This is a genomic window from Streptomyces sp. NPDC048637, assembly GCF_040650675.1.
Lineage (GTDB): Bacteria > Actinomycetota > Actinomycetes > Streptomycetales > Streptomycetaceae > Streptomyces.
Genome location: NZ_JBEZHQ010000064.1, coordinates 1 through 19678, shown reverse-complemented (window position 1 = coordinate 19678; position 19678 = coordinate 1). Strand labels below are relative to the sequence as shown.

19 protein-coding genes are annotated in these 19678 nt (G+C 72.0%); 6 read left to right on the top strand and 13 right to left on the bottom strand.

Going from position 1 to position 19678, the window contains the following annotated elements:
* Nucleotides 1–6: 6 nt before the first annotated feature.
* On the bottom strand, nt 7–738 hold the full coding sequence (locus AB0C46_RS39160) for a lysophospholipid acyltransferase family protein (protein WP_362833893.1): 732 nt from the start codon (nt 736–738) through the stop codon (nt 7–9).
* A 162-nt stretch (nt 739–900) separates the two neighbouring features.
* On the opposite strand from AB0C46_RS39160, the gene AB0C46_RS39155 reads away from it, so the two are divergent.
* Nucleotides 901–1695, top strand: coding sequence for an alpha/beta fold hydrolase (locus AB0C46_RS39155; RefSeq protein ID WP_362833892.1), 795 nt, complete (start codon nt 901–903; stop codon nt 1693–1695).
* Entirely contained in the window at nt 1682–2314 is a 633-nt protein-coding gene (locus AB0C46_RS39150) for a hypothetical protein (protein WP_362833891.1), read from the top strand. Before AB0C46_RS39155 ends, AB0C46_RS39150 begins: the two co-directional genes overlap by 14 nt.
* Before the next feature lies 1 nt (nt 2315).
* Here the strand turns inward: AB0C46_RS39150 and AB0C46_RS39145 are convergent, their stop codons facing one another.
* The 6 genes from AB0C46_RS39145 to AB0C46_RS39120 all read right to left on the bottom strand — a co-directional run bounded on the left by AB0C46_RS39145 (nt 2316) and on the right by AB0C46_RS39120 (nt 7569).
* Nucleotides 2316–3092 (bottom strand): endonuclease/exonuclease/phosphatase family protein, encoded by a 777-nt coding sequence (locus AB0C46_RS39145; protein ID WP_362833890.1) that lies wholly within the window; start codon nt 3090–3092, stop codon nt 2316–2318.
* A gap of 123 nt (nt 3093–3215) precedes the next feature.
* Nucleotides 3216–4157: an ROK family glucokinase gene (locus AB0C46_RS39140; RefSeq protein ID WP_362833889.1), complete on the bottom strand. Its 942-nt coding sequence runs from the start codon at nt 4155–4157 to the stop codon at nt 3216–3218.
* A 119-nt stretch (nt 4158–4276) separates the two neighbouring features.
* Nucleotides 4277–4747 carry a DUF5304 domain-containing protein gene (locus tag AB0C46_RS39135; RefSeq protein WP_362833888.1) on the bottom strand — a complete coding sequence of 157 codons (471 nt, stop codon included), beginning with the start codon at nt 4745–4747 and terminating at the stop codon, nt 4277–4279.
* Between the two features lie 107 nt (nt 4748–4854).
* Nucleotides 4855–6057, bottom strand: coding sequence for an ArsA-related P-loop ATPase (locus AB0C46_RS39130; protein WP_362833887.1), 1203 nt, complete (start codon nt 6055–6057; stop codon nt 4855–4857).
* 2 nt (nt 6058–6059) lie between these two features.
* Nucleotides 6060–6542 (bottom strand): SRPBCC family protein, encoded by a 483-nt coding sequence (locus tag AB0C46_RS39125; protein WP_362833886.1) that lies wholly within the window; start codon nt 6540–6542, stop codon nt 6060–6062.
* Between the two features lie 250 nt (nt 6543–6792).
* The gene (locus AB0C46_RS39120; protein WP_362833885.1) at nt 6793–7569 is read right to left on the bottom strand and encodes a metallophosphoesterase; all 777 of its coding nucleotides are present in this window, start codon (nt 7567–7569) and stop codon (nt 6793–6795) included.
* A 274-nt stretch (nt 7570–7843) separates the two neighbouring features.
* On the opposite strand from AB0C46_RS39120, the gene AB0C46_RS39115 reads away from it, so the two are divergent.
* The gene (locus AB0C46_RS39115) at nt 7844–9640 is read left to right on the top strand and encodes an AMP-dependent synthetase/ligase (RefSeq protein ID WP_362833884.1); all 1797 of its coding nucleotides are present in this window, start codon (nt 7844–7846) and stop codon (nt 9638–9640) included.
* Nucleotides 9641–9801: 161 nt separating this feature from the next.
* On the opposite strand, the gene AB0C46_RS39110 is transcribed toward AB0C46_RS39115, so the two are convergent.
* Nucleotides 9802–10944 (bottom strand): glycosyltransferase family 4 protein, encoded by a 1143-nt coding sequence (locus tag AB0C46_RS39110; protein ID WP_362833883.1) that lies wholly within the window; start codon nt 10942–10944, stop codon nt 9802–9804.
* A 239-nt stretch (nt 10945–11183) separates the two neighbouring features.
* Here AB0C46_RS39110 and AB0C46_RS39105 point away from each other — a divergent pair, with 239 nt between their 5' ends.
* Nucleotides 11184–12503 (top strand): glycosyltransferase family 87 protein, encoded by a 1320-nt coding sequence (locus AB0C46_RS39105; protein ID WP_362833882.1) that lies wholly within the window; start codon nt 11184–11186, stop codon nt 12501–12503.
* A 15-nt stretch (nt 12504–12518) separates the two neighbouring features.
* Here the strand turns inward: AB0C46_RS39105 and AB0C46_RS39100 are convergent, their stop codons facing one another.
* From AB0C46_RS39100 to AB0C46_RS39080, 5 genes are all read right to left on the bottom strand, one after another.
* The gene (locus AB0C46_RS39100) at nt 12519–13910 is read right to left on the bottom strand and encodes a hypothetical protein (protein ID WP_362833881.1); all 1392 of its coding nucleotides are present in this window, start codon (nt 13908–13910) and stop codon (nt 12519–12521) included.
* 51 nt (nt 13911–13961) lie between these two features.
* Entirely contained in the window at nt 13962–15008 is a 1047-nt protein-coding gene (locus tag AB0C46_RS39095; RefSeq protein WP_362833880.1) for an NlpC/P60 family protein, read from the bottom strand.
* Between the two features lie 270 nt (nt 15009–15278).
* Nucleotides 15279–16304: an NlpC/P60 family protein gene (locus AB0C46_RS39090; RefSeq protein ID WP_362833879.1), complete on the bottom strand. Its 1026-nt coding sequence runs from the start codon at nt 16302–16304 to the stop codon at nt 15279–15281.
* A gap of 302 nt (nt 16305–16606) precedes the next feature.
* Nucleotides 16607–17980 (bottom strand): NYN domain-containing protein, encoded by a 1374-nt coding sequence (locus AB0C46_RS39085; RefSeq protein ID WP_362833878.1) that lies wholly within the window; start codon nt 17978–17980, stop codon nt 16607–16609.
* A gap of 18 nt (nt 17981–17998) precedes the next feature.
* Nucleotides 17999–18238: a hypothetical protein gene (locus AB0C46_RS39080; RefSeq protein WP_362833904.1), complete on the bottom strand. Its 240-nt coding sequence runs from the start codon at nt 18236–18238 to the stop codon at nt 17999–18001.
* A gap of 292 nt (nt 18239–18530) precedes the next feature.
* Between AB0C46_RS39080 and AB0C46_RS39075 the strand changes: the two genes are divergently transcribed.
* Together AB0C46_RS39075 and AB0C46_RS39070 are read left to right on the top strand one after the other, a co-directional pair.
* Nucleotides 18531–19211, top strand: coding sequence for a rhomboid family intramembrane serine protease (locus AB0C46_RS39075; RefSeq protein ID WP_362833903.1), 681 nt, complete (start codon nt 18531–18533; stop codon nt 19209–19211).
* Entirely contained in the window at nt 19208–19489 is a 282-nt protein-coding gene (locus AB0C46_RS39070) for an Lrp/AsnC ligand binding domain-containing protein (protein WP_362833877.1), read from the top strand. The genes AB0C46_RS39075 and AB0C46_RS39070 overlap by 4 nt, the downstream gene beginning before the upstream one ends.
* The last annotated feature ends 189 nt before the right edge of the window (nt 19490–19678 follow it).

Below are 19678 nucleotides of genomic sequence, written 5' to 3'. Positions count from 1 at the left end.
CTGCCTCTATTCGGCGGCTGCCTTCTTGGCCTGCTCCGCCTCGGCCTGCTGCTTCGCCTCGGCCTTCGCCGCATCGGCGATCTGCCGCTTGGCCGCGGTCGCGTAGATGTCGACGTACTCCTGGCCGGACAGCTTCATGATCTCGTACATGACCTCGTCGGTGACCGACCGCAGGATGAAGCGGTCGCCCTCCATGCCCTGATAGCGGGTGAAGTCCAGCGGCTTGCCGATACGGATGCCCGGCCGGATCATCTTCGGCACGATCTTGCCCGGCGGCTGCACCTTCTCGGTGTCGATCATCGCCACGGGGATGACCGGCGCCCCGGTGGCCAGCGCCACCCGGGCCAGCCCGCCCGGCTTGCCGCGGTAGAGCCGGCCGTCCGGGGAGCGGGTGCCCTCCGGGTAGATGCCGAACAGCTCACCGCGCTCCAGCACCTCGATACCGCTCTTGATCGCCGCCTCGCCGGCCCCCCGGCCGCCCGAGCGGTCGACCGGCAGCTGGCCCACGCCCTTGAAGAAGGCGGCGGTCAGCTTGCCCTTCACGCCCGGGGAGGTGAAGTACTCGGACTTGGCGATGAAGGTGACCTTGCGGTCGAGCACCGCGGGCAGGAAGAAGGAGTCCGAGAAGGACAGGTGGTTGCTCGCGAGGATCGCCGGACCCTCGGCGGGAATGTTCTCGATGCCTTCCACCCAGGGCCTGAAGGCAAGCTTCAGCGACCCTCCGAGGGAAAACTTCATTGCGCCGTAGATCAACCGACTGCCTCCTGTGTGTGACGCAAAGACCTTAACCTGCCCCGGTGACGCACTCGCGCCGCGGCGCCCGCCGGACCTACCCGCTTGCCGTCACTTTGCGTACCCTGAGGTAACTCGCCAGGCCCCCTCATCGATCGGAGTCCCCCGGTGCCGCTCCTTCCCGGAGCCGAGCCGTTCCGCCGTGACGGCGGAGAGGTCGGCGTCCTTGTGTGCCACGGCTTCACCGGCTCCCCCCAGTCTGTACGCCCCTGGGCCGAATATCTGGCCGACCGGGGACTGACGGTCGCCCTCCCCCTGCTGCCCGGTCACGGCACCCGCTGGCAGGACATGCAGATCACCACGTGGCAGGACTGGTACGCCGAGGTCGACCGCGAACTGCGCGCGCTGACCGAGCGCTGTACCAAGGTCTTCGTCTGCGGACTGTCGATGGGCGGTGCGCTGGCGCTGCGGCTGGCCGCCAAGCACGGCGACGCGATCAGCGGGGTGGCGGTGGTCAACCCGGGCAACAAGGTCCATGACGCAGCCGCGCCGCTGCTGCCGGTGCTGCGGCATCTCGTACAGACCACCAAGGGCGTGGTCAGCGATATCGCCAAGCCCGGCGCCCGGGAGGTCGGCTACGAGCGGGTGCCGCTGCACGCCGCGCATTCGCTGCGCCGGTTCTTCCAGCAGGTCGACTCCGAACTCCCGGGCGTCACCCAGCCGTTGCTGGTGATGACCAGCCCGCAGGACCATGTCGTACCGGCCGCGGACTCCGAGCGGATCCTCGCCCGGGTCTCCTCCACGGACGTGCGGCAGACGCTGCTGGAGCACAGCTACCACGTCGCGACGCTGGACCACGACGCCGAGCAGATCTTCCGGGACACCTTCGCCTTCATCTCCCGGCTCGCGCCGGAAGCACGGGCGGACGCGGCGCAGGAGGGGACGGCCAGTGGCGGAGCGTAGCCCCCGCGACCCCCGGGACCCGCTGGACGAAGAGGCCGCCTGGGCCGAGATCGTGGCGGGCTACGGCGAGCAGCCGTCATTCCCCGCGGGCGACGGTGACGGCACGGACGCGACGGCCGGGACATCCGGGACGTCCGGGGCGGTCACGAAGGACGGCACGGCCGAGCAGCCCGAGGCCGCCGCACCGTCCGAGAGCGCCGGGAAGGACGACAAGGACAGCAAGGACGGCAAGGGCGGCAAGGGCGACGACGGGGACGGCACGGGCGACGGCACGCGTCCGGGCAGCTTCGTCGTCTTCGCACCGGGCGTCGGGCCCCGCGACTGGAGCGCCGGCAAACCGTCCGACGACGACTTCGACGAGACCGACGAGGGCCACTTCACGCCGCCCGAGCCGCCCCCGCTGCCGAAGGCCGATGTCACCGCCAAGTTCGCCTGGCTCGCGGTGCTCGGCGGCCCGCTGCTGCTGGTGGCCATGGTGCTCCTCCAGCAGCCGGTGACCTGGTGGATCACGGTCCTGGGCATCGGTGGCTTCCTCGGCGGCTTCGCCACCCTGGTGGCCCGGATGAAGACCGACGACGAGGACGACAACGATCTGCCGGGCAGCGGCGCGGTGGTGTGAGTCAGCCCGTGGCCGGCACCCGCAGTGCGGCCAGCACCGGCAGATGATCCGTGGCGGCCCTGAGGTCGGCCTCCCGCACCCCCGCCAGCCCGTGCGGCACACCGCAGCCCAGGACCTCCACACCCTCCGTGGTGAAGATCGCGTCGATCCGCTGATGCGGGTCGTGCGGCGTGGAGGTGAACTCCCCGCCCCACGGCTTGGCCGCCCAGGCGTCCGTGAGCGCCCCCGCCAGCCGCCGGAAGGTGCGGCCCTCCGGCCGGTCGTTGAGGTCGCCCCCGGCAACGGCGTACGGCACCTCCAGGGCGGCCAGATGCTCCAGCAGCAGCCCGGCCTGCTCGTAGCGCTCCCGGTCGGCGAGGCTGAGATGGCAGCTGAGCACCCCGAGCCGGGCCCCGCCGATCCGGACCACGGCGACGGCGAAACCGCGCTGGTGCAGTCCGGGGGTGCGGGGCAGCAGCACCTCCTCCGTACGCTCCACATGGGCGCGCAGGGTGGACAGGATCATCGGGCCCGCGGTCGTGCCGCCGCCGGTGACGTACACCAGACCGGCCGCGCGGGCCAGCTTCTCGGCGGTCTTGCGCCAGCGGAAGAACCGCGGCGCCTCCTGGATCAGCACGAGATCGGGTGCGCAGGCCCGGACCACCCTGGCCAGTGCCACGCGGTCGTCGCGCAGGGAGCGGATGTTGTAGCTGAGCACCCGGATCACGGCGGCACCGCCGGGTCCTGATTCCCCAGGGGCGGGGCCGGGCTCGGTGGCGGAGACAGGGAGCGAGATCACGGCGGCAGGTCCTCTCACCGGGCGGGTCACGCGGGCCAAGATAGAGCACCGTCCGCCGCACCCCCTTGGGGCGCGACGGACGGTGCCGTACGGATGAGCAGGCGCTGGACGCCCGGTGGCGGGTCAGCCCTGGCGCGCCAGGTCGGCCGCGCCGACCAGACCGGCCTTGCCGCCGAGCTGGGCGGCGAGTACCTGGGCGTGCGGCCGCCACTGGTTACCGACCAGCCAGCGGCGGAAGGACTTGCGGATCGGTTCCAGGACCAGCTCGCCCTCGTCCGAGACGCCGCCGCCGACGATGAAGGCGGACGGGTCGAAGAGCGAGGCGAGGTCGGCGAGGCCGGCGCCGGCCCAGCGGGCCAGTTCGCGGAAGGAGTCGATGGCGACCGGGTCGCCCTGGCGGGCGGCCTCACTCACGTGCCGGCCCTGGATGCCCTCGGAGGTGCCGTCGCCGAGCGCCAGCAGGATCTGGGCGTTCTCGGGGGTGGCGAAGGCGCGCTGGCGGGCGTAGCGCAGCAGGGCGCGGCCGGAGGCGTACTGCTCCCAGCAGCCCTGGTTGCCGCAGCCGCACAGCAGACCGTCCGGCACGACCCGGATGTGCCCGAATTCGGCGGCGACGCCGAAGCGGCCACGGCGCAGCTTGTTGCCGATGATGATGCCGCCGCCGAGGCCGGTGCCGAGGGTGATGCAGATGACGTCGCTGTGGCCCTGGCCCGCGCCGAACTTGTACTCGCCCCAGGCCGCGGCGTTGGCGTCGTTCTCGACGACCACGGGGAGGCCGACGCGCTGTTCGACCTTGTCCTTGAGCGGTTCATGGCGCCAGTCGATGTTCGGGGCGAACAGGACCGTGGCCCGCTTCTCGTCCACATAGCCGGCCGCGCCGATGCCGACGGCCTCGACCTGATGGCCCGCCCCGACGGTGCGCACCGCATCCGCGATGGCCTCGGTCAGCGCATCGGTGGCATGCGGAGTCGACACCTTGCACGTCTCAAGGATCGAGCCCTCTTCGTCGACCACGCCGGCCGCGATCTTCGTGCCGCCGATGTCGACGCCGATGGTGAGTCCCATGTGTCCCTCAGTTTTTCGCTCGAACCCCGCCGAGTCCCACCGTACCGGAGGCGGGGGAGCCCTCCGCGTTCTTCGGGCTGTGGGGGGAGGGACACCCGTACACCAAAGGCCCCGAGGGCTCAGTCGAGGTCGATCCGCTCGGTGCCGGTGGGGCCGTCGTCGTCGCGCGGATCGTCGTCGCGGCGGCCCTCGGGCCGGTCGTCGAGGTCGTCACGGGTCCAGCGGCGCTCGCTGCCCTCGACGGCGGAGCGGTAGGCGGCGAGCAGCTCGGAGCCGGCCGCGGCGAGGTGGTCGAAGATGTCGGGGTTGCGCTCGATGACCGGCTCGACGGCCGCCTTGGCCTGCTTGAAGAGCTGGTTGACGGCGCCCTGTGCGGCGATTCCGCCCAGCGCGCCGGGCAGCTGGATACCGGCGAGCTTGTCGGTCACCGCCTCGGCGAGCTTGCGCAGCTCCTCGGCGGCGCTGCCCGGCTCCGGGCCGGTGCGGCGGCGGGCCTTCTCCGCCGCGAGGTCCTCGGCGCAGGCGGTCGCCCAGGCGTCGGCATCGGGAGCGGCCTGGCGGTCGGCGGGGCGCTCGGTGGCATCACTCATGAGGAACTCCGTGACTCCTGCGGCGAGGCGGTACGGCGAAGCAGTGCGGGACGGGCACATCGGGGCGGGGCCCCACCCTCGACGTTACCCGAACGGTGGTAGCGCGTTCAGTCGCTCTTGGGCCACAGGTCCGGATCCGGCGTGAAGCGGATCTCCAGGGCGCCGTCGCGCAGTCCGGCACCGGAGACGGTGCAGCGGCGCAGCGCGGAGGGGAGCGTACGGATCCGCCGGAAGCAGCCGACGGTGACCACGATCTCGTCGCCGCGGCGCACCAGGCCGAGGCCCCTGCGTTCGGCACCGGGCAGCGGCACCCGCCAGACGAGAATGCCGTCGGTGGCCAGCCGGTCCTCGACGGTCCAGGGGTCGGGGTGGTGCCCGTCGGCGGGTGCGGCCGCGCCGATCTCGCCGGCCGGTCCGCCGATCAACTCGCCGAGCTCGTCGACGCCCTGGGGGTCCCGGCCCAGGTGCGGCACCTCGTGGACGGGGACGTCGGGGAACTCCTCGCGCAGTGCCTTGAGGGCGGTCTGCTGGCTGCCGGAGAGCGCGGCGAGGAAGGGGTCGGCCGAGCCGGTGGGCAGCAGCCGGTTGACGACCACGCCGTCGGTGCGGCGGCCGTGCAGCGCGAGTCCGGCGCGGATGGTGCGCAGGGTGGCGGCGGCGACCGGGCCGGCTTCGGTGACCAGGCGTACGGAGGTGCCGGGGTCGTCGATCGTCCGCTGGACGGCGGCGAGTTCGGTCTCCCAGCGCTCGGCGGCGTCGTACAGCTTCTGGGCCGGCATCGGGACGCCGGCGAGCTGGGCGAGCACCGGGCGCAGCGCACGGGCCGCCTGCCGCTCGGGCGGCAGCAGCCGGCGCAGATAGCGGCGCACCTGGGCCGGCAGGGCGAGCAGCCGGATGGTCTCGGCGGCCGAGGGCATGTCGACGACGACGAGGTCCCAGTCGTCCGAGGCGTGTTCAGCGCGCAGCGCGTGCAGCAGCGCGAAGTCCTCGGAGCCGGGGAGTTCGGTGAGTTCGTCCTCGTCGAGGGGGGCGGCGCCGAGCAGATCGAGGGCGGCGCCGGCGCGCTCCTGGAAGGCGAGGAACTCCTGGCGGAACCGGTCGCCGGGGTCGATGCGACGGGCGTGCAGACCGGGCGCTATCGGGGTGGGCGTGCCGGCGCCGAGGGAGGTGCCCAGCACCGTTTCCGGCGCGCTGCTCCCCGTGGTGAGCAGCAGGGCCCGCGCGCCCCGGCGGGCGCCGGCCAGGGCGGTCGCGGCGGCGAGCGTGGTGCGGCCCGCGCCGCCGGAGCCCGTGACGAGGACGATGCGCACGCTCAGAGCTTCTTGGCCTCGTCGGCGGGCGTCTGCGGGCCGTCGTGGCCGCTCTCGACGCGCTTCTTCAGCCCGGCCAGTGCCCGGTCGATGATGACCTTCTCGGCCTTGCGCTTGATCATGCCGAGCATCGGGATCTTGACGTCGACGGTGAGCTGGTAGGTCACCTCGGTGCGCGCGCCGTTGCCGAGCGCGGAGAGCTGGTAGGAGCCGTCGAGGGCGCGCAGCATCTGGGACTTGACCAGGGACCAGCTGACCTCGTTCTCGCCGGTCCAGGTGTAGGCGAGGGTGTGGTCGTCCTTGATCGCTCCGGCGTCCAGCAGCAGGCGTACCTGCTCGGCGCGGCCGCGGTCGTCCTTGGCGAGCACCTCTGCCTCTTTGACCTCTCCGGTCCATTCCGGGTAGCGGTCAAAGTCGGCGATCACTCCCATCACTTCGGCGGGTGCCGCCTCGATCGTGATGCTCGAGCTGGTGTGTTCGGCCATCGCCGTGACTCCTCCATGCCGATTCATGCCGGTCCGCCGACCCTTCCCCGAGCTCTCAGCTTCTCCCCCGCTCCCGGCTTCGCCCGAGCGGGGGCACCCCCATGAGCCGGGGAGACCCTGTGATGTGCTGTCTCTGCTGCTGAAGGCTACCGCGCGGGGGAACGCGGGCGGACACCAGCAGGCCCGGAATGACGGGGCACGGCGGCCGCCGGGCACTCTCCCCCGGGCTCACGACCAGAGGTGTCCGGCCTCACCACTCCAGGACATAGGGCGTCCCGGTCGCGTTGAAGTGGCCGACATTGACGCATTCCGTGCCATCGATCCGCATCCGGCGGACGAGCGGCTGGTGCACATGGCCGAAGAGGGCGTAGCGCGGCCGGGTGGTGCGGATGGCGTGCAGCAGGGCCGCGCTGCCGCGTTCGAAGCGGCGGGCGACGGTGTCGTAGCAAAGCTCGGGGACGTCGGGCGGGATATGGGTGCACAGCACGTCCACCTCGCCGACCGCCTCGATCTTGGCGGCGTACTCCTCGTCGCTGATCTCATAGGGCGTGCGCATGGGGGTGGTCAGGCCGCCGCCGACGAACCCGAAGACCCGGCCGCCGATCTCCGCTCGCTGGCCGTCCAGGACGGTGGTGCCGGGTGCGGCGTACTCGGGCCACAGGCGCGGTATGTCGACGTTGCCGTAGGTGGCGTACGTGGGAGTCGGGAAGGCCGCGAAGAGTTCGGCGTACTGCCGGCGGACGGCGCCCTCGATGACCGACTCCCGGCTCACGCCCGTACGGTCCAGTTCGCCCCACAGCCGGCGGCCCAGTGCGCGGGCCTCCTCGAAGCGGCGGGCGGTGCGCAGTTCGACCAGTGCGTCGGCGTTCGCGACGCCGAAGAGGTCGGGGAAGATGCCGCGCGAGTGGTCGGCATAGTCGAGGAAGAGGACCAGGTCACCGAGGCATACCAGGGCATCGGCACCGGCTCCGGCCGCCGCGAGGTCCCGGCTGTTGCCGTGTACGTCACTGACCACATGCACACGCATGGCGTCACCCTAGATCGCTCGCGCGGGCGCCGGGAGGGGGCCCCGGAGCGGGCGTTACTTTCGGGTCACCTACCCATTGGTCTAGTCTGCGCGGGTCAGTCCCCATGGCGTGTCCCGCAGCGTGTGACGCATCGAACATCTGGTCGTTCCCCCCTATCCCAAAAGCGATACCGATGGGTAACGTCCGGGCAGTCCAATCCCCCCTGCATGATCGTGGACCGCCGCCGGTGTACACACAGCGTCGTGGCGCCGGCGCTTTTGAGGAGCAGCAGTCTTGCGCGAGTTCAGCCTTCCGGCCCTGTACGAGGTCCCCGCGGACGGCAATCTGACGGATCTCATCCGCCGAAATGCCGCGCAGCACCCGGATGTTGCCGTCATGGGACGCAAGGTGAACGGAGAGTGGCAGGACGTCACCGCCGCCACCTTCCTCGCCGAGGTCCGCGCCGCCGCCAAAGGCCTGATCGCCTCCGGGGTCCGGCCCGGCGACCGGGTCGGTCTGATGTCGCGTACCCGTTACGAGTGGACGCTGCTGGACTTCGCCATCTGGAGCGCCGGCGCCATCACCGTCCCCGTGTACGAGACCAGTTCCGCCGAGCAGATCCAGTGGATCCTCGGCGACTCCGGCGCGGTGGCCTGCCTGGTGGAGTCCCCCACCCACGAGGCGACCGTCGAGTCGGTCCGCGACCGGCTGCCGGAGCTGGCGCACATCTGGCAGATCGAACGGGACGCGCTCGCCCGGCTGCAGGCCGCGGGCGACGGGATCTCCGACGACGAGGTGGAGGCGCGCAGCGCGCTCGCCGACGCGGACTCGCCCGCCACCATCGTCTACACCTCCGGCACCACCGGCCGCCCCAAGGGCTGTGTGCTCAGCCACCGCAGCTTCTTCGCCGAGTGCGGCAACATCGTCGAGCGGCTGCGCCCGCTGTTCCGTACCGGCGAGTCCTCGGTGCTCCTCTTCCTCCCGATCGCGCATGTCTTCGGCCGGCTGGTGCAGGTCGCCGCGGTGATGGCGCCCATCAAGCTGGGCCACGCCCCCGACATCAAGAACCTCACCGACGACCTCGCCTCCTTCCGGCCGAAGCTGGTCCTGGGCGTGCCCCGGGTCTTCGAGAAGGTCTACAACTCGGCGCGGGCCGCGGCGCAGGCCGACGGCAAGGGCAAGATCTTCGACAAGGCGGCTGACGTCGCGATCGCCTACAGCCGCGCGCTGGACACCCCGGCGGGCCCGGCCTTCGGGCTGAAGCTGAAGTACAAGGTCTTCGACCGGCTGGTCTACGGCAGGCTGCGCGCCGTCCTCGGCGGCCGCGCCACTCACGCCATCTCCGGCGGCGCGCCGCTCGGCGAACGCCTCGGCCACTTCTACCGCGGCATCGGCTTCACCGTCCTGGAGGGCTACGGCCTGACGGAGTCCTGTGCGGCCACCGCCTTCAACCCCTGGGACCGGCAGAAGATCGGCACCGTGGGCCAGCCGCTGCCCGGCTCGGTCGTCCGGATCGCCGACGACGGCGAGGTGCTGCTGCACGGCGAGCACCTGTTCACCGAGTACTGGAACAACCCGTCGGCCACCAAGGAGGCGCTGTCCGACGGCTGGTTCCACACCGGCGACCTCGGCACTCTCGACGAGGACGGCTACCTCGCCATCACCGGCCGCAAGAAGGAGATTCTCGTCACCGCGGGCGGCAAGAACGTCGCCCCCGCCGTGATCGAGGACCGTATCCGGGCGCACGCCCTGATCGCCGAGTGCATGGTCGTCGGCGACGGCCGGCCGTTCATCGGCGCACTGGTCACCCTCGACGAGGAGTTCCTGCCCCGCTGGGCCCAGGAGCACGGCCACCCGGCCGGGGTGACACCCGCTCAGCTCGCCGAGGACCCGGACCTGCTGGCCGCGGTCCAGCGTGCGGTCGACGACGGTAACGCGGCGGTCTCCAAGGCCGAGTCGGTACGCAAGTTCCGCATCCTGCCGACCCAGTTCACCGAGGAGTCGGGCCATGTCACGCCGTCGCTGAAGCTCAAGCGGAACGTGGTGGCGAAGGACTTCGCAGAGGACATCGAGGCGCTCTACCGCGCGTAGGGGCGTCCGGCCCCCGCTGGGCCGGAGCCCCCTGGGTACTGCCGGAATCCGCCGTCGTGGCCGCGCGCCACGGCGGCGGATTTTCCGTGGGCCCCGACCGCGGGCCCCAACCGTGGGCCCCGACCGCGGGCGGCGCCCTACAGCAGTTCCTACAGCAGTTCCTACAGCAGTTCCTTCAGCCGTTCCGCCAGCAGGTCCCAGCGCCACTTCTCCTCCACCCAGGCGCGGCCGCGTTCGCCCATCGAGCGGCGCAGCGCGGGGTCCCGGAGCAGGGTGATGATGCGGTCGGCGATGGGGGCCGGGGACCCGCCGGGGACGACCCAGCCGGTCTCGCCCTCCAGGACGGCGTCAGGGGCGCCGCCGGAGTCGCCCGCCACCACGGGCAGGCCGGTGGCGGAGGCCTCCAGGTAGACGATGCCGAGGCCCTCGACGTCGAGCCCGCCGCGGCGGGTGCGGCACGGCATCGCGAAGACATCGCCGGCGCCGTAGTGGGCCGGCAGCTCCTCCCACGGGACCGCGCCGGTGAAGCGCACCGCGTCCGCGACGCCCTTCTCCTGGGCCAGCGCGTGCAGATCCTTCTCGTACGGGCCGCCGCCGACGACCAGCAGCACGGCATCGGGCACCGCGGACCGGATGGCCGGCATCGCCTCGATGAGGGTGTCCTGGCCCTTGCGCGGGACCAGCCGTGAGACACACACCACCACCGGACGGCCGGTGAGCCCGAGCCGCTCCCGTACGGCGTCGCCGCCCGAGCCGGGGTGGAAGGTCTTCTCGTCGACGCCCGGCGGGAGTTGCACCATCCGCGCGGCGGCCTCCGGGGTGAGCGCACCGGCGATCCGCGAGCGGGTGTACTCGCCGAGGTAGGTGAGGGTGTCCGTCCCCGTACCGATCCGGCGCAGCAGCCGGCGGGCGGCCGGCAGCTGCGCCCAGCCCGCCTCATGGCCGTGTGTGGTCGCCACGATGCGGCGCGCCCCGGCCGCACGGAGCGCGGGCGCCATCAGCCCGAGCGGCGCCGCCGCCCCGAACCACACAGAGGAGCAACCGTGTTCGCGCAGGAGGCCGGTGGCCCGCCGGGTCACCCTCGGGGTGGGCAGCAGCATCGTCGTACGGTCCCGGATCACCGGGAACGGCTGCTCGGCGTCGAAGGCGGCGGTGGCCGCGAGACCCTCGGCGCTGCGCTTCCAGGTCGAGGCGTAGACGACGACCTGGGTGGGGTCCAGGCGCAGCGCCATGCTGTGCAGGAAGGCCTGGATGCCGCCCGGCCGGGGCGGGAAGTCGTTCGTGACGATCAAGGTCTTGTGCACGATGGTCTCTCGACGGTCGGACTCGGCGGTTGTGGCCCGACAGTACCGGTCAGTGCCCGGCGGTCGGCCGCCCACCCCGCCACGCCCGTACCTCCTCTACGGTCGTGACAGCCGCTACCGGCATCATGCAGGCAGCACGAGCGGGTAGCGGCGGTACGCACGGGGAGCAGTGAGCAGGGCGCCGGGTCGAGGGCCGCGAGCGGCGCCGACGGGCAGCGGCCGAGAGCGATGAGGTGACGATGACCAGCATCAGCAGAGCGCGCGGGGTGTGGCTCCCGGTCGCGGTCTGGGCCGTGACCCGGGCCGTGGTCCTGCTGTGCGTCCTGAGAGTGCTGGTGCTGCCGGGGCCGGATGTCACCACCGATGTCTCGGTGATCTACCAGGGCTGGTTCCACGTCCTGCAGACCGGCACCTTCCCGCTGAACGATGTGACCTGGCAGTACCCGCCGGCCGCCGCGCTGGCCATCCTCTCCCCCGGTCTGCTGCCGTTCCTGGACTACACCGCGGCGTTCTTCACCCTGGTCCTGGTCACGGACGCGGCGATGCTGGCGCTCTTCCTGCGGGCCGGCCGGCGCGCCGACCACCGGCCGGCCGGCGCCTGGGTGTGGATCGCGGGGGTGGCGCTGCTGGGCCCGACGGCCTACGCCCGCTACGACCTGATGGTCACCGCCGTCGCCGTCACCGCGCTGTTCGCGGCCGTCCGGCGGCCGCGGGTGGCGGGGGCGCTGATCGCCTTCGGGGCGCTGCTGAAGGTCTGGCCGGCGCTGCTGCTGACCGGGGCGGCGCTGCGCGGCCGCCGGGCCCGCGCCCTGTGGTGGAGCGCGGCGGGCACCGCGGCCGGGCTGATGCTGCTCTTCGTGGCCTTGGCACCGGGCGCGCTGGCCTTCCTCACCTTCCAGCGCGACCGCGGTACGGAGGTCGAGTCGCTGGGGGCGCTGGTCTTCCATGTCGCCCGCCAGTACGGGTGGGACGGACAGGTGCTGCTGAACTACGGCTCACTGGAGTTCCTCGGCCCGGGTGTCCCGTTCGTCAGCACCGTGGCGGTCACCCTGAGCCTGGCCGCCGTGGGCTGGCTGTTCCTGTGGCGGGTGCGGGTCCGGGAGCTGCGCCCCGCGACGCTGTGCGAGGCCGCCTTCACCGCCACGCTGCTGTTCACCACCACCAGCCGGGTGATCAGCCCGCAGTACATGCTCTGGCTGGTGGGGCTCGGCGCGGTGTGTGTGACCGTACGTGCCGGCCGGCAGACGCTGCCGGTGGTGCTGGTCCTGCTCGCCACCGGGGTCACGCTGCTGGAGTTCCCGATCGGGTTCGCGCAGGTCGTCGCGAGCGACCCGTGGGGCGTCGCGCTGCTGGTCGTGCGCAACGGGCTGCTGGTCGCCGCATCGGTGCTGGCCTGCCGCCGGCTGTGGGTCTCGACGCGCGGCGACGGGCCCGGGCGGACCGGGCCGGTCCGCGTGGTGCGCGCACGCCGTGCGGCCGCCGGGACCGCCGCCGCTGCCCCGGAGCTCACCGGCACCGCCCCGCAGCCGCGGACGGGCGGGGCGCCACCGTCGCCGTGAGCCCGGCCCCCGCCTTCACCGCGCCAGCTGTTTCCGCACATACGCCCGCCACTGCCGGGTGAACTCCGCCATCCCGACGCCCAGTTGGGTGCGCATGGCGCGGTCCGTCCGGTCGGCGCGGGCCTTCGGCCGCTGTCCGGCGCGGGCGGCCGGCCCGGCCGGACGGGCGCCGGCGGAGCCCGCCGTGGCCGCCTCCATCGGCGCTCCCACGCTCCCCGACGAGAGCCGTACCCCGCTCTTGCCCGCCGCCCGGTAGAAGGCGATCAGCCTGGCCTCGCCCCACTTCTCGGCGATCATCCGGCAGGCCAGCCAGCTGCCCTCGTAGGCCTTCGCCAGCCGGTCGGCGCCCGCCTTGAAGCCGAAGTCCTCGTCGGTCGGCAGGCGGGCGGGGAGCTTGCCGGTGGCGACCGCGCGGGTGAGTTCGGGGGCGGTGAGGGCGGCCTTGCGGCGGATGCCGCGGTAGGCGGCCCAGTCGGCGAAGCCCTCCGAGAGCCACAGCGGGGTGGCGGCCGTGGTGGCCGTACGGGTGGCGACATGGGCGGTCTCGTGGGTGAGGACCACTCTGCGGCCCAGGTCGTTGAGCTCCTCGTACGCGTCCGGGTTGATGATCACGCGGTCCGCGGGCGCGGTCGTCGAGGCCCCCGCCTCCCCGGTGGTGACCGCCGCGATCCCCGCATAGCCGGACGGATCGTCGCTGCCCATCAGCTGCGCCATCCGCTCGACCGAGTCCGGCGCCTCCACCACGACCTTCTGCGACCACTTCCCCTTCCAGGCCGCGGAGACCGCGGGCACCGCCTGGTCCACCCGGTGTGCCAGATCCTTCAGCCGCGCCCGCTGCGCGGTGCCGCCGAGCACCAGGCTGTACCGGCCGCGGACCAGCCGGACCGGCCCCTGGTCCCACAGCTGGCGGGTGCCGCTGCGGCCCGCCGCCGCGCCATCGGTGTCGGAGGAGACCAGCCAGCGGCCGTCGCGCTCGGTCAGGGTGAGGTACTGGACGGCATGGACCGGCGCGGTGTCGAAGCCCTTGAGGCGGTAGCGCAGCCGCACCTTCGCGGCCAGCCGTGTCCGGTCACCGTCGGCCGGGAGCGGGAAGGCGTCGGTCGAGTCGAGGTCGTAGTGCCAGTCGGCCAGCGGTACGCCCTTCAGGTGGGCGAACATCGCGCGCTGACGGTCGCGGTAGCCGGTGGCCCGCGGGTCGACGGAGGCGAGGAAGCCCGCCGCATCCCGTTGTTCGACGGCCCGTGCACGGGTGTCGAGCATCCGCTGGACGTCGGGGAAGCGGGCCGGGGCCGACGGGGAGCCCGCGGGCCCGCAGCCGGCCAGCGGGGCGAGCAGCGCGAGGAGCAGGGCGCCGCAGCCCGCCGCCCGGGCCCGCGACGGCCGTCGTCCCGCCCACTGGTGTGACATGCGGACGATCGTAGATCCGGCCCGGGCGGGGCAAAAACGCTGGGATCCGCCTCAGGGCCTGGTGACGGACGAGATCGGCATCATCCCGACGGGGTCGTAGCGGACCCGTGCGCCGGGGTACGGCGCGTGGACCACTTGGCCGTTGCCGACGTACATGCCGACATGACTGGCGTCCGAACGGTAGATGACCAGGTCACCGGGTTGCGCCTGGCTGAGCGGCAGCTGCCGGCCGGCGCCCCGCTGGGCCTGCGAGGTACGCGGGAGGGAGACTCCGGCCCGGCCGTAGGCCCATTGGGTGAGTCCGGAGCAGTCGAAGGACGAGGGGCCGCCGCTCCCCCAGGCGTACGGGCGGCCCACCGCGGCGCGCACCGCCGCGACCGCCGCGGCGGCCCGCCCGGAGGCCGGTACGGCGCCGCCCAGGTCCGGGACCGCCTCGCGGTGCCCATCGCTCCGGGAGGCCCGGTCGTAGGCCGCCCTGGTGCCCTTGGGGAGCGCGTTCAGCAGCCGTCGCGCGGTGGCCAGCCTGCGCTGGACGTCCTTCTTGTGGCGGGCGACGGCCTTGCGGCTGGTCTCCAGCTCCGTGAGCTTCCTGGCGGTCTCCCTGCGCTGCTGCTCCAGGGAGCGCTGGGCCGCCTGGAGGCCGTGCAGCTCATCGGCCTGCCGGTTGCCGAGCCGGTCGAGTGCGGAGGCCTTCTCCAGGTAGGTGTCGGGCCGTTCCGAGAGCATCAGCCGCACGGTGGGGTCCATCCCGCCCGACCGGTACTGGGCGGCGGCCATCGCGCCCAGCCGGCCGCGCAACCGGTTGACCCGCTCCTGGGCGCGGGCGGTGCGGTCCTGGAGGGCCGTCACCTCGTGGCGCAGCTCCTTGGTCCGGGCCTGCGCGCCGTTGTACTTCTCGGTGGCCCGCTCCGCCTGCGCGTAGAGGCTGTCGACCCGTGCGGTCGCGGCCTTGCGGGCGGTGGACGGGTGGCCCGCGGGGTCGGCGGAGGCCGGTGGTGCCGACAGTGCGGCGGCTGCGGCCGCCAGGGCGGCCGACACAACGGTGACCCCGGCGAGGGTGGTCTGGCCGTGCTGCGAGGTACGGCGGTGGGACACCACGAGAGCCGCACTCCTTCCATGGGGTCCCCCCCTGCTCGAGCGCAGCCGAGAGCTCGGGGGAAGCCCCTGCCGCCCCGGGAGGGCGGTCGGTGAACCGGATGCTGCGCGGGCAGAGAGTACGGCCCCGGTGCACACCGGCCAAAAACCCCAAATCGTCCGCAAAAAGCCGCCCCACCGGTGACTGTGCAGGTCACCGGCGGGGCGGCACATCAGCGGCCGAGGCCACAATTCGCCCGTTCGGGCGGCAGGTTGAGGCGGTGGTGCGGCTTTTCAGACCCGCACGCCAAACATGAAGGGCATGTTGTTGATCGACTCGTAGCGCACGTTGGCGCCCGGCTTCGGTGCGTGCAGGACCTGACCGTTGCCCGCGTAGAGGCCGATGTGGTGCAGGTCGCTGTAGAAGAGCACCAGATCGCCGGGCTTGAGGGCGCTCTGCGAGCTGATCCGGGTACCGGCGTTGGCCTGCTCCTGCGAGGTGCGCGGCAGCGACACGCCGGCCTGCTGGTACGCCCAGGAGGTCAGACCCGAGCAGTCGAAGGACGACGGGCCGGTGGCGCCCCAGACGTACGGCGAACCTATCTTGGACTGGGCGGCGGCCAGGGCGGCCGCACCGCGCTCCGAAGCCGGCACATCATCGCCGAGGCTGACCCGCGAGTTGTTGCGGTTGGCGCGGCTCTCCTCGGCCTGCATGGCCGCCCGCTCCTTGGCGGTCATCTTGTTGAGCAGCTCCTGCGCCTTGCCGAGCTTGCCCTTGATCTCGTCCTTCTTGTCACCGAGCGCCTTACGGGTCTCGGTGAGGTCCTTGATCTTGCTCGCGGCCTCCGCGCGCTCCTGGGCGAGCCGGCGCTGCTTGTCCGCGATGGTCTTCAGCTGGTCGGCCTGCTTGCCACTCAACTGGTCGAGCGTGGCCGCCTTTTCGAGGTAGGAGTCCGGGTCGCCGGAGAGGAACAGCTGGACCGAGGGGTCGATGCTGCCACTGCGGTACTGGCCGGAGGCGACCGCGCCGAGGCCCTTGCGGAGCTGGTTGAGCTCACCCTGACCACGGGCGACCTTGTCCTGGAGGTCGTCGACCTCCTTCTGGAGCTTCTCCTGCTGCTCCTTGACGCCGTTGTACTTCTCGGTGGCCTGCTCGGCCTCCCCGTAGAGCTTGTCGACCTCGGACTTGACGTCCTTCTTCGACTGGTGCGGGTCGGCCTGGGCGGCCTGGGACGAGAGAGCCACGGCCGCCGCGGCGGTGGCGGTCAGCACGGTCACGCGAGTACGGCTCGGCTGCTTGGGTCGACGGTGGGACGCCACGGGGGCGAGCTCCTTCTTCCTCCAGCCGCCTACCGGGAAGTGGGGGGGTGAGACCCCGGCTCCGCGTGAACGCCGCGGACTCGGCGGTTCCTTCACTGTTCATCCCGGTTGGATGATCATCTGCATGAAGGTTCGGGCCTGACCTTAGTAACCGCACTGTGATCGCTTCAAATCCTCACAAGAAAAATCTGCGCCACGAACCCCAAGCTTTACCAACATCACACAGGCAGTAAGCACCAATTGACGCTCAGATACAGAACGCCGGCGAAATTCCGCGTCCAGCGCCTTCGGCGGAAAGTTCTTCAGGTCCGGGCAAGTCTCTTGAGAAGCAAGGCCGATGCGACCGGGCGCGCCCCGGCCTTCGCCACACCGTCGGCCACTTCCCGGTCCGTGGAGACCACGACGACCGGACGGCCGGGCGGTTCGGCCCTTACCAGCTGACGAATCAACTCATCGGCCGTTACGCCCGGTTTACTGAACAGGACCCGGACCCCGCGCGGCGGCGCGAGCAGCACCGGCGCCGCCAGCTCCGCCCCGTCGAAGACACAGGTCATCTCGGCGCCGGTCTGCGCCGCCAGCACCGCGAGACCGCCCAGCAGCCGCAGCCGCTGCTTTTCGAGCGGCATGGTCGGATAGCCGGTTTTGGTGACGTTGTAGCCATCCACCACCAAATGCGCCTGCGGCAGGGCGAGAAGCTGGTCGAGCAGCGCCGGGTCCATCTCCGACAGCGCCCGGGTCGCGATGTCCTTCGGCGTCATCCGCCCCGGCGCGACCGCCTCGACGGTGTCCGCCGGATGGACGTTCGCGGGCGGCAGGGCCAGTTCGCGGCGCAGCCCCTGCGCCGCGTCCAGGACCGTGTCCAGCAGCAGCCGCAGCCGCATGTCCTCGACGCTGCGGCCTTCACGGGCGGCCCGCCGGCTGGTCTCCAGCGCCGTCTCGGCCTCGGCGATCCGACCCTTGAGCCGGCGCACTTCGCTGTCCCCGGTGGTCTTCTCCGTGGCCGCCCGGTCCCGCGCCTCCGCCAGCGCGGCCTCGGCCTTGCGGACCGCGGCCTCACCGCGCTTGACGTCGCTGAGCGCACTGCGCAGCTTGCGCCGCAGCGACTCGTTCTCCTTGCGGACGGCGTCCAGGTCCACCCGGATCCGGTCGGCCTCCGTACGGGCCTCACCGCGCGCCTGCGCCAGCTCCTCGCGCAGCCGGGCCAGCTCCTGCTCGGCCTCCTCACCGGCCCGCTCGGCGCGCGCCCGCTGGGCCTCCTCGCCGGCCGCCGCGACGAGCTTGACCCAGCCTTCGGGGCGCAGCACATAGGCCGCCGCCGCGACATCGAGCGGATCGGCGGCCGCCGGCGGGGTGCCGTGCTCCAGCGCCGCGGCGAGCTCCGGCTGCCCCTCGCGCAGCTTGCCCGCGATCCGCTGCCGGAAGACCGCGTCGCTCTCCAGCGCCGCGGCCATCGCGTTTCCGGCGAATTTGGCCCGACGAGTCGGGGTGAACCGGGCGTACTGCCGCAGCGGGGGCGGGAGTTCGGCGACCGTCAGCGCGCCGAACGACTCCGCGGTGAGCGCCACGACACGGCGCCGTACGCCCTCGGGCAGCGGTCGGTCGAGCACTTCGTCCGCCGCACCCTCGGGTGCGTCGTCACGCTGGGCCCCCGGCTCCCCTTCTGGACGGTCCACCACGGCTGCATCGCTCCGATCTCAGGCGTTCGCGCCCGGACGGTCCACCAGCTCGATCTGGTCGACCGCGTTGCACCAGCGGCAGCGCACGGACTCGATGCTCTCACTGAGGACCTCGCGCTCCTCAACCTTCGGCTCCCCGGCCAGGTCCAGGTGGACGTACTCCACCACCTTGGACTGGCGGGTCACGTCGAAACGCGTGAGGTTGCCGCACAGGGTGCAGCGCCACCGGGTTCCGGCCGTCGGCAGGGGAACAGCCATCGTGTCGTCCTCTTTCGTGCTCATCGTCATGTGCTGCTGCGCGGTTCACGCGGTGCGCCGTCGGACTGCGGAAGTACGCAAAGTACTGCCTGTAACCCTACGGCCTGACAGGGGGCCGGTGCGGGCCCGCCCAGGCGCCGGGACACGGCGAGGCACTCTGTCCCGATTGCCCGCATTGAGCCATGATCACTTCATGACGGCGCCGGCCCCCACTCCCCGTTCTCCCCGCTCGTCCGGTCTCCTCCCCCGCCGTCCGCACCCCACCCGGTCCCTGACCGCGGTGTTCTCGCGGATGACGAATGTGCTGATCGGCCTGTGCTGTGCGGTCTTCGTACTCGGCCCCGCATCCGGCCTGAACCGGATATACGGCGCCGGCGACGCCCTGCTGAAGGCCCAGACCGCCTATTACGAGCGGTGGGGCGTGATCCCGCTGGATCTGTGGGGCGGCTCGGTACGGGCGCTGATCACCCCGCTCACCGCGTTGTTCGTGCACGGCAGCTGGCTGCACCTGCTCGGCAACATGCTGTTCCTGTACGTCTTCGGCGCGATGGCCGAGGCGCGCATGGGCCGGCTGCCGTTCACCGCCTTCTACCTCATCATCGGCTACCTGGCGCTGCTCGGCTACGCGGCTGCGCACGCCGACTCGGGCCAGACGCTGGTGGGCGCCTCCGGCTCGATCTCCGGCGTACTGGGCGCCTTCCTCTACCTGTTCCCCACGGCCCGGGTCACCAGCCTCTTCCCGTTCCTGTTCTTCCTGCCGCTGCGCTTTCCCGCCTGGATCGTGCTGCTCTTCTGGTTCGCCCTGCAGTGGCAGGCCGCACAGGATGACCCCCGCGGACCGGGCGTCGCCTACCTCGCCCATGTCATCGGCTTCGCCCTCGGCTTCCTCTACGCATGGGCCCGCTACGGGAGGGATAGTGTGGGGGCCACCAGGGCGAACGACCGGGCGACCGAGGAAGAGAGCCAGCCGTGATCACGTCGATCGTGCTCATCAAGACCAACGTGGACCAGATCCCGGAGATCGCCGAGAAGATCGCCGCACTGGACGGGGTCAGCGAGGTCTACTCGGTCACCGGCGCCCACGACCTGATCGCGATGGTCCGGGTCGCCGCCCATGACGACCTCGCGGACGTCATCCCCGGCCGCATCAGCAAGATCCCCGGCGTCGCCGCCACGGAAACGCATATTGCGTTCCGCACGTATAGCCAGCATGACCTTGAGGCCGCCTTTGCGATTGGGCTCGACGCGTAGCCCGTTTTTCCCACGTTTTTGTCTTTCCCGCCGTTCCGCTGCGCTTTGCCTCGGCCCCACGTTTTTGGCTGTCCCGGCGTTGCGCCTGCGGCGGGCGGGGTCCGCTGCGCGGGGCTGTTGGGGTGCGGTGACGGGCCTCCGCGGGTGGGGGTGTCCGGACTGCTTCGCTTTACGTCCGCACACCAGGCC